The sequence below is a fragment of the Kitasatospora sp. NPDC059803 genome (assembly GCF_042732255.1).
GTDB lineage: Bacteria > Actinomycetota > Actinomycetes > Streptomycetales > Streptomycetaceae > Kitasatospora.
The window spans coordinates 1-14,378 of sequence record NZ_JBHWIJ010000223.1 but is presented as its reverse complement, the minus strand read 5'-3'; the positions used below and the strand labels follow the sequence as shown (position 1 = coordinate 14,378).

Sequence of the window (14,378 nt, the reverse complement as noted above, 5' to 3'; positions counted from 1 at the left end):
GCGGTGCTGCGACTGGCCCCGAGGACGTGAGCCCCCCGGCGCGGGTCGGATCGGGGCCCCGCCCCCCCCCCCCCCCCCCCCCGCTGGGGGGCGCCCCCCCCACGCCCCAGCGGGGGGCGCGGGGGGGCCCGCCGCGCCTCGCGCCCCGCGCCCCCGGCGGCGGCGGCGAGGGCGCGCGGGGTCTGGTGGGTGAACACGTCCTTCGGCGTGATCAGCACTCCCGCCGACCGGGCCCGGGTGGCCAGTTGGATCGCCAGGATGCTGTCCCCGCCGAGCCGGAAGAACCCCTCCGACGGCCCGGGCCGCGCCCGGCCGAGGACGCTGCCGAACAGGGTCCGCAGCTGCTCCTCGGCGGGCGAGCCGCCCTCCGGGCCGGTGACGGGCTGCGGGCGGGCGGCGGCGGGGGCCGGGAGCGGGCGGGCGGCCGGGCTGGAGGTGCCGGGCAGGTCGAGGGCGTCGAGGGTGTCGACGGGTGCCGCCGGGTCGGCCAGGGCCGCCGCCAGCAGGCGGCCGAGGCCCTGCGCCAGGCGCTCGGCGGTCTCGGGGCGGAAGTGGCCGGTGCTGTACTCCAGGACGCCGCGCACCGTGCCGTCCGGCTGTTCGGTGAACTCGAAGAGCAGCGGGAACTTGGCCATCACCCGCTCGAACCGGTGCGGTGCGCCGGACAGGCCGGGCAGGGTGAGCGCGGGCCGGCGCCCGCCGTGCAGGGTGATCATCACCTGGAACAGCGGGTGGCGGCCGAGTTTCCGGTCGGGTGCGAGGGCGTCCACGACCCGGTCGAAGGGCGCCTGGTCGTGGGCGAAGGCGGTGAGGTCGGCGTGCCGGACGCGGTCGACGAGCTCCGCGAAGCCCGGGCGGCCCGAGAGGTCGGTGCGCAGGGCGAGCGGCTGGGCGAAGTAGCCGACCAGGTCGTCCAGGGCGGGGTCGGCGCGGCCGGCGGTGACCGTGCCGAGGACGAGGTCGGTGCCCGCTCCGGAGCGGGCGAGCAGGCAGGCGACGGCCGCGTGCAGCACCATGAACAGGGTGGCTCCCCGGCCGGCCGCCAATTCGGCCGCTGCGGCGACCAGTTCGGCGTCCCACTGGAACTCGGCGCCGGCCCCGCGCAGGGCCGTGCCGGGCGGCGGCTCGTGGTCCACCGGCAGCGCGGTGCGCCCCGGTGCGGCGTGCAGGGTCTCGCGCCAGTGCGCCAGTTCGGTGGCCAGCGGGCTGTCGGGCCGGCCGGCCGGGCCGAGCTCCCGGCCCTGCCAGAGCGTGAAGTCGGCGTACTGGAGCGGCAGTCGGGGCCACTCGGGGGCCTGGCCGCGGGCCCGGGCGGCGTAGCCGGCGGCGAGGTCGCGGGTCAGCGGGCCCAGCGACTGTTCGTCGGCGGTGATGTGGTGCAGGACGATCAGCAGCAGGTGGGTGCCGGGCCCGGCGGTGAACACCACCAGCCGCCAGGGCAGGCCGTGTTCGAGGTCGAAGGGCCGGTGGACCTCCTCGTGCACCGCCGCGTCCAGGTCGGCGGGGTCGGGGTGCCGGACGGTCAGCGGGAGGGGCGGGTCGTCGAGGATCCGCTGGTACGGCTGCCCGTCGGTGGCCGGGAACACGGTGCGCAGGCTCTCGTGCCGCTGCTGGACGTCGCCCGCGGCGGCCCGTAGCGCGGCCAGGTCGAGCGGCCCGGTCAGCCGGGCGGCGAGCGGGACGTGGTAGGTCGACGCCTGCTCGCCGAGCCGGTGCAGGAACCACAGGCCGCGCTGGGCGTAGGAGAGCGGGATGCGCTCCGGGCGGGGGCCGGCCTGCGGGCGCTGCGGGCGTGCCCGGCCGGCCGCCGCATCGCCCTGGCGGGCGGCGCCACGGGCACCGATCCGGGCGGCCAGGCCGGCCACGGTGGGGGCCGCGAAGACGTCCCGGATGGTCAGTTCGGCCGACAGCTCGGCGGGCAGCTCGGCCCGGGCGCGGACCACCAGCCGGTTGGCCGAGAGGGAGTCGCCGCCGAGGGCGAAGAAGCTCTCGTCCGCGCCGAAGCCGTCGGCCCCGAGGAGTTCGCCGAACAGCCGGTGCAGCCGGGTCTCGTGCTCGCCGCTGGGCGCCCGGCCCCGGCCGTCCGCCGCCCTGGCCTCCCGGGCCCGCAGCCGGTGCTCGTCGAGCTTGCCGTTGGCGGTCAGCGGGAAGGCCTCGACGGCGACGAAGGCCGCGGGCACCAAGTGGTCCGGGAGCGACGCGTGGGCGTGGTCGGCGGCCGCGCGGACGGCCTCCTCGGTGCCGAGCAGGTAGGCGGTCAGCGCCTTGCGCCCGGGCTCCCGTTCGGTGGCGAGGACGGCGGCGCCGGAGATGCCGGGCAGCGCGGCGAGCGCGGCCTCGATCTCCCCCGGCTCGATGCGGTAGCCGCGGATCTTCACCTGCCGGTCGGTGCGGCCGAGGTGTTCGAGTTCGCCGTCGGGGCGGCGGCGGGCGCGGTCCCCGCTGCGGTACATCCGGCTGCCGGGCGGGCCGTACGGGTCGGCGGTGAAGCGGCCGGCGGTCAGCGCGGGGCGGCCGAGGTAGCCGCGGGCGAGGCCGGGGCCGGCCACGTACAGCTCGCCGGGCAGGCCGTCGGGCACCGGCCGCAGGGCGGCGTCCAGCAGGTACGCCCGCAGGTCGGGCAGCGGCCGGCCGATGGTGGCGGTGCCCGAGGCCACGGCGGCGGCGTCGAGGTCGCCGGCCGTGACGTGCACGGTGGTCTCGGTGATGCCGTACATGTTGACGAGCCGGGGCGCGTCCTGCGGGTGCCGCAGGTACCAGTCCGCGAGCCGCCAGGGTTCGAGCTGCTCACCGCCGAAGATGACGTGGCGCAGGGCGAGCCGGGCGCTCGGGCCGGGGTGGGCGGCGTCGGCGGCGGCCAGCTGGGTGAACGCCGAGGGGGTCTGGTTGAGCACCGTGACGCGCTCGTCGGCGAGCAGGCGCAGGAACTCCTCGGGCGAGCGGGCGGTGTCCCGGGGGACGACGACCAGGCGGCCGCCGTGCAGCAGGGCGCCCCACAGCTCCCAGACCGAGAAGTCGAAGGCGTAGGAGTGGAACAGGGTCCAGGTGTCGTCCGGTCCGAAGCCGAACCGGTCGGCGGTGGTGGCGAGCAGCCGGGTGACGTTGCGGTGGGTGACCAGGACGCCCTTGGGGCGGCCGGTGGAGCCGGAGGTGTGGATGACGTAGGCGACGCCGTCCGGGCCGGGGCGCTGCGGCTGCGTCCGGTCGGCGGGCTCGTCCGCGCCGTCGACGGGCAGGGTCTCGACGCCGTCGGGCAGCGCCGCCCGGGCGGAGTCGTCCGTCACCACGAGCCGGGGCGCGGCGTCCTCGATGGTCGCGCGCAGCCGTTCGACCGGGTAGTCCGGATCCAGCGGCAGGTAGCCGGCGCCGGCCTTCTGGACGCCGAGCAGCGCGACCACCAGGTCCGGCGAGCGGGGCAGGGCGACGCCCACCAGGTCGCCGCGGCGCACGCCCCGGGCGGCGAGCCGGCGGGCCAACCGGTCGGCGCGCAGGTCGAGTTCGCGGTAGGTGAGGACGGTCTCCCCCAGCACCACGGCGGGTGCCTGCGGGCGGGCGGCGGCCTGCCGTTCGAACAGCGAGACCAGGGTGTCGCCGTCCGGCTCGGTCCGCGCCGACCCGGGCGCGGGCGCGGGCGCGGGCAGGGCGACGGCTCCGCCGCCGGTGCGCAGCCGGCCGACCGGGAGCCCCTCGGGCGCCTCGGCCAGCGCCGTCACGAGGTCGAGCACCCGGTCCAGGTGGGCCCGGACGGTGTCCTCGGGGTAGTCGCCGACCGCGTCGGCGAACACCGGCAGGGTGGCGCGGCCGTTGTCGTAGACGCCGAGCGCGAAGTCCTCGGGCAGGCCCGGCGAGACCTCGTGCACGGTGGCCGGGATCCCGCCGAACCGCAGGCCCGGGTCGAGCGGCAGCAGGTTCAGGGTGGGGCCGATCAGCGGCCGGTCGCCCCGGGCGGCGGCGGTGTCGCGGAGCAGGTCCTCGAAGCGGTACCGCTGGCGGCGCAGCGCGGCGCGGACCCGGTCCGCCGTGGCCGTCACCAGGCCGCCGACGGTGGCGGCCGGGTCGACGGCGAGCCGCAGCGGGACGACGTTCGCCGTCATGCCGAGGGCCCGCCGGGCCAGCGCGGCGTCCCGGCCGCGGACGCCGAGGCCAATCACCGCCGTGCCCTCGCCGGTGTCGGCGTGCAGCGCGACGGCGAGCGCGGCCGGGAACAGCGCCGTCCAGCCCGCGCCGACGCGCTCGCGGACAGCGGCCCAGCGTTCGGCGGACAGCTCCGTCCGGACGGCGACCGGCGGGCGCGGGCCCGAGCCGGTCGGGGCGCTGCGCCCGCCCGCGAGGCGGGGCGGGTCGCCGAGGCCGGCCAACTCCTCGGCCCAGAAAGCGGCGTCGGTGCGGAACCGGGCGGAGGCGCGGTAGGCGGCGTCGTCGTCCAGCAGGGCCTGGAGCGGGTCGTGCACGCCGGTGGAGGGCGGCTCGCCCGCGTGCAGCGCCGTGTACTCGGCCGCCACCCGGCGCATCAGCCCGGCCCCGCCCACCCCGTCGCACAGGATGTGGTGCATCCGGAGGTACCAGAGGTACTCCGCCTCGCCGGTCCGCAGCAGGAAGTGGTCGAAGGGTGGGCGGGCGGTCAGGTCGTAGGGGTGGGCGAGTTCGGCGGCGAGGAACGCGCGGGCGGCGGCGGCCGGGTCCTCGTGGTGGCGCAGGTCCTGCCGGTGCAGCGGCCAGTCGGCGGCGTCCTCGATGATCTGGACGGCGCCGTCGGCGGTCGACTCGAAGCGCACCCGCAGGCTCTCGCTGCCGGCCACCACGCCCCGCAGCGCGCGTTCGAACAGCTCCTCGTCGATCGCGCCGTGGAGCTGGACGTACTGGCCGGCGGTGAACCGCCGCCGGGTGGGGTCGGCCTCGTGGCCGAACCAGATTCCCGCCTGCGGGGCCGTGAGCGGCCGTCGTCGGGCGGGAGAGGCGGGCGTGGCGGACATCCGGTCAGCCCCTTTCCGGCTCGTGCGGCTGGTGCGGCTCGTGCGGGCTCGGTGACCCGTGCGGCCCGGACGGGTCGCCGAGCCGGTCGAGCAGCGCCGGGGCGAGGTCGAGGAGGGCGGCCGGGCCGCCGAGGTCCTGGTGGCCGTGGTCGGTCCGGTGCCGCAGCAGCCGGCCGCCGCCGAGGTGGGGCAGCCAGCTCTCCGGGTCCTGGACGGGCCCGCTGGTCTCCGGGACGGCCTCGATGAGGAGCAGGTCGCCGCGGTACCGGCCGGGGCGGAAGGCGCGGCCGAGCCGGACGTTGTTGTCGTAGACCTCGGCGAGCGCGGTCAGGTGGTGTTCGGAGAAGACGGAGAGCGGCGAGTCGGAGTCCTTGGCGAGGACGAGGAACTCCTCGGCGGTCGGCGCGGGCGCGTCGGCGGGGCGGTCGACGCCGGTCAGCCGCAGCAGGGCGTTGCGGACGTGGCCCTGCTCGGCGAGCACCTCGGCCTCCGAGCGGGCGGGGAGGTCGGCGAGCACGTAGCTGTCGAGCATCGCGAGCAGGCCCACCTCCGCGCCCTGCTCCTGCAGCCGGGCGGCCACGGCGTAGGCGACCAGGCCGCCGAACGACCAGCCGAGCAGGTGGTAGGGCCCGTCGGGCTGGACGGCGCGGATCTCCCGCACGCAGTCCTCGGCCACCTCCTCCACGCTGGCCGGCAGCGGCCCCCGGCCGTCGAGGCCGCGGGACTGCAGGACGTAGAGCGGCCGGTCGCCGAGCGGCCCCAGCAGCGCCGCGTACGTCCAGCCGATCCCGGCGGCCGGGTGCACGCAGAACAGCGGCGCGCCGGTGCCGGTCGAGCGCAGCGGCAGCAGGGTGGCCAGCATGGGCTCCAGGCCGTCGGCGGGCGGCGCGGGGACGGCGGCGTCGGCGGTGGCGTCGGTGGCGGGGAGCGGGGCGCGGGCGGGCCCGGCGGTCGCGGGCCAGGAGTCGAGCAGGCCGAGGGCGCCGACGGTGGTGTCCGGCTCGGCGACGAGGGTGTCGAGCAGCTCCAGCAGCCGGGCGAGCAGGGCGTCGGCGGCCTCGGCGTCGACGGCGTCCTCCCGGTGCAGGATGTCGAGTTCCAGTCCGCCGTCCCTCGGGATGGCCATCAGCGACAGCGGGTAGTGCGCGGCCGTCTCGCTGCCCGAACCGGTGATCCGCACCCCCGGGAGCGCGTCGCCCTGGTCGCCGGACTGCGGGAAGTTCTCGTACACCATGACGGTGTCGAAGAGTTCGCCGAGGCCGGTCGCCCGCTGGATGGCGGGGATTCCCAGGTGCTGGTGGGCGATCATCCGGACCTGCTCGCGCTGGACCCGGGTCAGCAGCCCGGCCAGCGACTCCTCCGGCCGCAGGGTGATCCGCAGCGGCAGGGTGTTGATCAGGAAGCCCATGACGGACTCGGAGCCCGGCAGCTCCGGCGAGCGGCCGTTGACGATGATCCCGAACACGGTGTCGGGGCGGCCGGTCCGCTCGGCCAGCAGCAGCGCCCAGGTGGCCTGGAGCACGGTGTTGAGCGTGATGCCCAGCCCGGCGGCGAGGGCGCCGAGCCGTTCGGTGCGCTCCTCGCCCAGGGGCCGGTAGCGGCGGCCCGGCCACCCGTCGGCGGGCGGCAGCCCGGGCGGCGTCACCAGGGTGGGTTCGATCGGCGCGGCCAGGGCCTCGCGCCACGCCCGGCGGGCGGCCTCGTGGTCCCGGCCGGCCAGCCAGGCCAGGTGGGCGCGCAGTGGCACCGGCTCGGGCAGTCCGGCCGGGTCGCGGTACAGGGCGAACAGCTCCGGCAGGAGGAGCTGGTTGGACCAGCCGTCGATCAGGGTGTGGTGGGCGACCACCTCCAGCCGGTACCGCTGCGCTCCCACGCCCTCTCCGGGGCCCAGCCGCAGCAGGGTGAAGCGGATCAGCGGCGGGTCGGCCGGGTCGAACCGGGTGGTCCTGGCCCCGGCGGCCAACCGCTCGGTCTCCGCCTCCTGTTCGGCCGCCGTGAGGCCGCTGAGGTCCAGCTCCGTGAACGGCGGCAGGCGGTCCGGGACGACCTGCACCGGGCGGCCGTCGGGGAGGCGGACGAACCCGGCCGCCAGGTTCGGGTGGCGGCGGCAGAGCGCCTCGACGGCGCGGCGCAGCGCCGCCGGGTCGAGCCGCCCGTCGAAGAGCATCCACAGCCGCATCACGTAGGCCCCGCCGCCGCCCTGGCTGTGCTGGGTGGGGAAGAGCAGCCGCTCCTGGAGCGGTGTCAGCGGCAGCACGTCCCGGTGGCCCGGGAACCGGGCCTGCAACCAGGCGCGCTCGGCGGCGTCCAGCGGGAGCAGTTCGCCGTCGGCGGGCCGGCCGGCGCCCTGGTCGGCGGGGTCGAGCGCGGTGGCGACGGCCGCGAGTCCGGCCGGGGTCGGGTGCGCGAACACGTCCTCCGGGGCGAGCGCCAGCCCGGCCCGGCGGGCCCGGCGGAGCAGCTTGATGGAGCGGATGCTGTCGCCGCCGAGGGCGAAGAAGCTGTCGTCCGGGCCGACTTCGGGCAGGCCGAGGACGCCGGCGAAGAGCTCGCGCAGCACCTCGACGGGGCCGGCGGCCGGGGCGGCGGAGGGCTCGGGCGACGCCCCGTCCACGGTTCCGGCGGCCAGGGCGGCGAGTGCGCTGCGGTCGGTCTTGCCGTTGGCGTTGGTCGGGAGGTTGTCGAGGAAGACCAGGGCGGCCGGGACGACGGGTGCGGGCAGCACCTCGCGCAGCGCCGCCCGGACGGCCTCCGGATCGGCCGGGCGGCCCTCGGCGGCGACCAGGAAGGCCGTCGTGCGGCGGTCGCCCTCGCCGTCGTCGGTGGCGACCACCACGGCCCGCCGGATGCCGTCCAGCTCCGTCAACCGGGCCTCGATCTCGCCGAGTTCGATCCGGTGGCCGCGGATCTTCACCTGGTGGTCGGTGCGGCCGGCGTACTCCAGCTCGCCGGCGGCGGTCCAGCGGGCGAGGTCCCCGGTGCGGTACATCCGGGCGCCGGGCGGGCCGAACGGGTCGGGCAGGAAGCGCTCGGCGGTGGCCCCCGGCCGGTGGGCGTAGCCCCGGGCCAGGTAGTCCCCGGCCAGGTAGAGCTCGCCGGTGACGCCGACCGGCGCGGGCCGCAGGGCCGGGTCGAGGACGTGGGCGCGCACGTTGCCGATCGGCACGCCGATCGACGGCTCACCGTCCGCACCGGGCGGGCACGCCCCGGCCGTGGCGTACACGATGGCCTCGGTGGGGCCGTAGAGGTTGAGCACCCGGGCGTCCGGGTTGCGGGCGTGCACCTGGCGGACCAGCGCGGCGGGCAGCGGCTCGCCGCAGAACACGTAGGTCGTCGCCCGCTCACGCACCCACTCGGCCCGGGCGACCTGCTGGTACACCGACGGGACGGTGTTGACCAGGCTGCCGGACCAGTCCGGGCGTTCCAGCAGCGTGAGCAGGTTGTCCACCAGGTCGACGCTGCCGCCGGTGAACAGCGGCACCAGGAGCTCGAAGACCGACAGGTCGAAGGAGAGCGAGGTGGAGCCGAGCACCCGGGAGAGGGCCTCGGGGCCGAGCTCGGCCGCCGCCCAGGCGGCGAGGTTGGCCACGGCCCGGTGGGTGACCACCACGCCCTTCGGCGTCCCGGTGGAGCCGGAGGTGTGGATGACGTACGCCGCGTTGCCGGGCAGCGGGCGGGTGGGCGTCGCCCCGGCGATCTCGGGACCGGCGGGCGCGGGACCGGCGGGCGCGGGGCCGGCGGGCTCGGCAGCGGGCTCGGCAGCGGGCTCGTCCAGCAGGACGACGGACGGGCCGTCGGCGGTCGGCTCCGGCAGCACGGCGGCGGCCAGCTGCGCCGTGGTCAGGACCACCCGGGGGCGGGCGTCCGCGAGCACGAACTCCACCCGGCCGCGCGGGTGGCCCGGGTCGACCGGGAGGTAGGCGGCGCCCGCCTTCAGCACGCCCAGCACGGCCGCGACCAGGGCGGGCGTACGGGGCAGCAGCACCGCGACGACGTCCTCGCGGCCGACACCGAGGCCGGCGAGCCGCCGGGCGATCCGCTCGGAGCGCCCGTCCAGTTCGGCGTAGTCCAGCACCTCTCCCCCGCCGCGCACCGCGACGGCGGACGGGGTCCGCGCCAGCTGGGCGGCGAACGCCGCGGGCACGGTGGTCTCGGGCACCGCGTGTTCGGTGGCGTTGGCCTTCCGCAGCAGGGCGAGCTCGTCCCCGTCGGCGAGGTCGAAGGAGTGGATCGGCTCGTCGGGCCGGGCCGCCAGCCGCGCCAGCAGCCGGACCAGCCGGCGGTGGGCCGCCGGATCGGCGCCGTGGCCGCCGGCGGCGACCCGCCACGCCCCGTCCCGGTCCGCCGGGCCGGGGGTGGGGTCGGCGCGCAGGAACAGGCCGGGCAGCGGCTCGCCCCAGGCGCGGGCCAGGACGGCGACCGTCCCGGGGCCGTACGCCACCCGCTCGGCGCTGTCGGCGATCCCGGTGACCAGGCCGTACCCGGAGGACGGGCCCCAGGGCAGGTCGAGGTCCGGCCGGTGGCCGTGGCGCCGGACCGCGCGCAGGGCGCGGCCGGCCTGCCGGAGGACGGCGGTGAAGCTGAGCCCGGGGGCCGGGGCCAGGCGCACCGGGACGACCAGGCCGCGGCCGCCCGGGCCGGGCGCCGGGCGCCAGTGTCCGAGCAGCAGCTCCCGGGCGCCGGTCAGCCGGTGCGCGTGGACGGCGGCGGCGGCGAGCAGCACCGCGGCGGGGCCCGCACCGCCGGCCCGGGCGGCCCGGGCCAGTGCGGCCGGGTCGGCCACCGGCAGCCAGGGCAGCTCGGCCGGCGGCGCGACGGCCCCGGCCGGGCGGGCGGCGGCGGGCTCGGGGCCGGCGGTCCCCAGGACCTCCCGCCAGTACGCCCGGTCGGCGGGCCGGTCGGCGTCCGGGTCCGGGGTGGGGGCAGGCACCAGGGCGGGGACCGGGGCCGTCTCGGCGTCCTCGGCGTACAGCTCGCCGGCCCGGCGGACGAGCGCGGCCAGCCCGGCGTCGTCGTCGACCAGCCGGTGGTGGCGCTGGAACCAGCTGAGCCCGCCGTCGGATCGGCGGATCAGCACGTGGCGCAGCAGCGGCCCGCCGAGCAGGTCGAGCGGGCGGACGAGCTCGGCGGCGAGCCAGCCGTCCAGTTCCTCCGGGTCGAGGTCGATCACCGCGATGGCGGGCGGCTGGGCCGGGTCGGCCGGGCGGAGCAGGCCGGGGCCGCCCCCGGCGGCGGCGCGGTAGCCGGTGTGCAGGTCCGGGCGTTCGGCCAGGGCTCGGGCCACGGCTCGGCGCAGCCGGTCCAGCCCGACCGGGCCCTCGAAGCGGACCAGGCGCGCCACGCAGTCGGCGGGCAGGAGCGGGGTGTCCCGCAGGACGGCACGCCGGGCGGCGTCGAGCGGGGTGGCGGTGGAGCTGCTCACAGGGCCCTCACGGTGTCGTCATCGGGGTGCGGGGTCACGGTCTCGGGCGCGTCGCCGTGGTCGGCGTGGTCGGCGTGGTCCGCACCGTCGGCCTGGTCCGCGTAGTCGGCCGCCACGTCGTGGACCGGGCGGTCGGGCTCGGCGAGCAGGCCGCGCAGCAGCTCGCGCAGGCCGGTGGCGAAGCCGGTCGCGGTCGGCGGGTCGAAGAGTTCGGGGGCGTAGTGCACGGTCAGCGCCGTGGGGGCGGCGCCGCTCTCCGCCCGCCACCCCAGGTCGAGTTCGGCCCCGCGCGGGGCGGCGCCGTGACCGACGCCGTGGCCTCCGCCGTCGCCCCGGGAGCGGACCGGGGGCTCGGCTCCGGGGCCGGCCGTCCCGTCGGGGGTGGTGCGCCCGAGCAGGTCGGTGAAGGCGGGCTCGTCGGCGAGGTCGGCCCGCAGCAGGGCGCCGCCGGGCAGGCCGACCGCCACCTCGTCCTGGCCGGCGATCCACGAGAGCAGCACCAGCCAGCCGGCCCGCAGCACCCGGTCGGGGTGCGGGCCGAACCGGGCGATGGCGCCGCGCAGCGACTCGTCGACCGGGACGGTGACGCTGCGCTCGGTGTAGTCGGGGCGGCCCGGGCGGGGGCGGTCGGTGGGGACGTCGAGCCGGACGGGCCCGGGCGGGCCGGCGGGGGCGGCCGGCAGCGCCGCATCAGAGGAGACGGCCTCCGGCGCCCCGGCCCACAGCCGGGAGATCGGCAGCTCGCCGTCGGCTGCGGCGAGTTCACGGAGCAGCGCCGTGTACTCCTCGACGAACGCGGCCGCCGTCGCCCCCGTGAACAGCTGGGTGCTGAACTCCAGGCAGGCGGTCATGGCGTCGTCGCCGACCCGGTCGGAGGTGATCAGGGTGAGGTCGAACTTGGCGGTGCCCGCCGGCAGGCCGCCGAACAGGTTGCCGGCGCTGTGGCCGATGTCGAAGTACCCGGTCGAGGTGCCCTCGATCTGCTGGATCGGCGGCAGCTCCTGGTGCACGTAGAACACGTCGAACAGCGGGCTCCGGCCCGGATCGCGCTCGTCCGTCAGCGCCTGGACGACCCGGTCGAAGGGGATCTCCTGGTGCTCCAGGGACTCCAGCACCACGGCGCGCACCCGGTGCAGGAAGGCGGTCACCGACGGGGCGCCGGACAGGTCGGCGCGCAGCGCCACGGTGCTGTTGAAGAAGCCGATCAGGCCTTCGAGTTCGGGCCGGTTGCGCCCGGTGGTCGGGATGCCGACGACCAGGTCGTCCTGCTCGCTGCGGCGGGCCAGCAGCAGGTAGAGGCCGGCGAGCAGGACCACGAAGAGGGTGACGGAGCGGTCGGCCGCGAGCCGCCGCAGCTCCCGCATCAGGGCGGCGTCCACGGTGAACACCGCGAGGTCGCCCGCGTGGTCCTTGCGGGCCGGGCGCGGGTGGTCGGTGGGCAGCCGCAGCACCGGCGCGTCCCGCAGGGTCTCGCACCAGTAGGCGAGTTCGCCGTCCAGAGCCGAGCCGGCCACCAGTTCGCGCTGCCAGGCCGCGTAGTCGGCGAACTGGACGGGCAGCGGCGCGAGCCGGTGCGGGCGGCCCTCGCGGCGGGCGGCGTACAGCTCGGGCAGCTCGCGTTCGAAGATCCGCGGTGAGGCGCCGTCGTTGACGGCGTGGTGCATGGTCACCTGGAGCACGTGCTGCTCGGGGGCCGTGCGGACCACGAGCACCCGCACCAGGGGGTCGTGGGCGAGGTCGAAGCGGTGCTCGGCGGCCTGCCGGACGAGTTCGCGGGCGGCGGCGAGCGGGTCCGGCTCGGCGGAGACGTCCCGGAAGGTGAAGAAGTCGCCGGGCTCCGGGCTGATGCGCAGCACCGGCTCGTCGTCCTCCTCGGCGAAGTTGGAGCGCAGCACCTCGTGGCGCAGCATCAGGTCGTGCCACATGCCGCGGACGGCGTCGACGTCGAGCGGGCCGCTGATCAGGCTGACCATCGGGAGGTTGTAGAGCGTGGTGTCGGGGTCGAGCTGGTGGTGGAACCAGATCCGGTCCTGGCCGAAGGAGGTGACGGGGGGTGTGTCGCGGGGGGTGATCGGCGGCAGGGCGGGGGCCGCGGGGGCGCCGGCCCGGCGGCGGATGAGGTCGGCGAACGCGCCGACGGCGGGGTGTTCGTAGACGTCGAGCAGCCGGGGGCGGAAGCCGAAGCGGGTCTGGATCCGGTCGGCGAGCTGGAGGGCGATGATCGAGTTGCCGCCGAGTTCGAAGTAGTCGGCCTCCGGGCCGGGCGGCTGCTCGCTGTGCAGGAGTTCTCCCAGGACTTCGGCGAGCCAGCGTTCGGGGTCCTCGGCGGGGCCGGTCCCGGTGCGCTCGACGGCGGGCGCCTCGGACGCGACGGGCACCACGGATGCGACGGGCAGGGCGGGGGCCGCCGGTGCGGGCCGGATCCAGCACGGGGTGGCGGCCAGCGGGTGTCCGGGCAGGCGCAGCCGCCGGGCGGTGCCGGGCTCGGGGCCGAGCGCCGTCCAGTCCAGGTCCAGGCCGCATTCGTACAGCCGGCCGAGCAGCGCGGCAAAGCCTCCGTCGCCGTCACCGGCGGCCGTGACCAGCCGGGCGCCGTCCTGCCCCTCTGGGCCGAACCGCTCAACGAGCAGCCGGCCGAGGACGCCGCCGGGGCCGGGGTCGTGGACCACCTCCGGCCCGGCGGCGGCGAGCCGTTCCCCGCCCGCCTTCATCCGGGCCCCGTCCGGGGGGGGGCCCAGGGGGGCGGTGGCGGCGGCGGTGGCGAGTTCGCGGGTGTCCTCGGCGGTGAGGGTGCCGAGCAGGTACCGGGCGGCGTACCGGGAGACGCCGCTGCTCAGCACGGTCCCGACGGGCACGCCGCAGCGCGACAGCTCGCGGTGGAGGGCGAGTTGGCCCGCGAGCAGCCGGGCCGCCGGGCCGGTGGCGGGCAGCGCGTCGGGCAGCTCCGCCGGGCCGGGGGCGTCGGGCACGGCGTCCGGGGAGAGCAGCAGGCAGACGGCGGGCGGCCTGGTCCGGCCGCCGCGCGGGGCGCCGCCGGCCGGTGCCGAGGCGTCGAGTCGGGCCGCCCGTTCGAGCAGGGCCCGGCCGAGCTCGGCGGTGTCGCGGGCCCACACCGCCGCCCGGTGCCCGTAGTGCGTGCGCCCGGAGTTGAGGGTGAGGGCGACGTCGTCGAGGTCGGTGTCGCGGGCGGCCGGGCCGGTCAGCGCGGCACCGAGGTCGGCGCAGAGCCGGGCGAGCGCGGTGCGGCTGCGCGCAGAGACGCCGACGAGCCGGGGGGTGCCCGACCGGTCGCCGCGCGGCGGCACGGGCGGCCGCTGGACCACGCAGTGGGCGTTGATGCCGCCGAGGCTGTACGAGCTGACGCCGGCGATCCGCTCCTCGCCCTCCCAGGGGCGCAGCGCGGTGACCACCTCGACGGGTTCGAGGGCGGCCTCGTCGACGGGCCGGCGGAAGTGCAGGGACGGGTACAGCTCGCCGTGGCCGACCGCGAGGACGGCCTTGACCAGGCCGGCGATCCCGGCCGCGTGGTCGAGGTGGCCGACGTTGGTCTTCACCGAGCCGATCGGCAGCCGCCGGCCCCGCGCCCCGAACCCGCGCGGCCCGAACACCTGGGCCAGGCCCTCCAGTTCGACGGCGTCGCCGAGCCGGGTGCCGGAGCCGTGCGCCTCCAGGTAGCCGGCCAGGGCGGGGTCGAGCCCGGCGGCGCGCCAGGCCGCGCCGATCACCGCCGCGTGCGCGGGTGCGCTCGGGGTGCTGATGGTGGCGGCCGCCCGGCCGTTGTGCCGGACGGCGCTGCCGCGGATCACGGCGTGGACGGGCGTGCCGTCGGCGCGGGCCCGGCCGAGGGTGGTGAGCAGCAGGACGGCGCCGCCCTCGCCGCTGGCGGTGCCGGCGGCGTGGGGGGCGATTGCCCCGCCGGGGCCCCCCGGGGGGTCGAGTTAGGGGAAGTCGGAGGGAGTGCGGGCGGGGCGGCCCCCCCGGGC

The 14,378-nt window shown here is 78.0% G+C and carries 3 protein-coding genes; all 3 read right to left on the bottom strand.

Annotated features, from left to right (window positions below):
• On the bottom strand, positions 1-4,973 hold a 4,973-nt coding region (locus ACFV6I_RS28655), incomplete at its 3' end, for an amino acid adenylation domain-containing protein (protein WP_380428394.1).
• A gap of 4 nt (positions 4,974-4,977) precedes the next feature.
• Complete coding sequence (locus tag ACFV6I_RS28650) at positions 4,978-10,395, bottom strand: amino acid adenylation domain-containing protein (RefSeq protein ID WP_380428392.1); 5,418 nt, start codon at positions 10,393-10,395, stop codon at positions 4,978-4,980.
• The gene (locus tag ACFV6I_RS28645; RefSeq protein WP_380428390.1) at positions 10,392-14,201 is read right to left on the bottom strand and encodes a condensation domain-containing protein; all 3,810 of its coding nucleotides are present in this window, start codon (positions 14,199-14,201) and stop codon (positions 10,392-10,394) included. The genes ACFV6I_RS28650 and ACFV6I_RS28645 overlap by 4 nt, the downstream gene beginning before the upstream one ends.
• Positions 14,202-14,378: the final 177 nt, after the last annotated feature.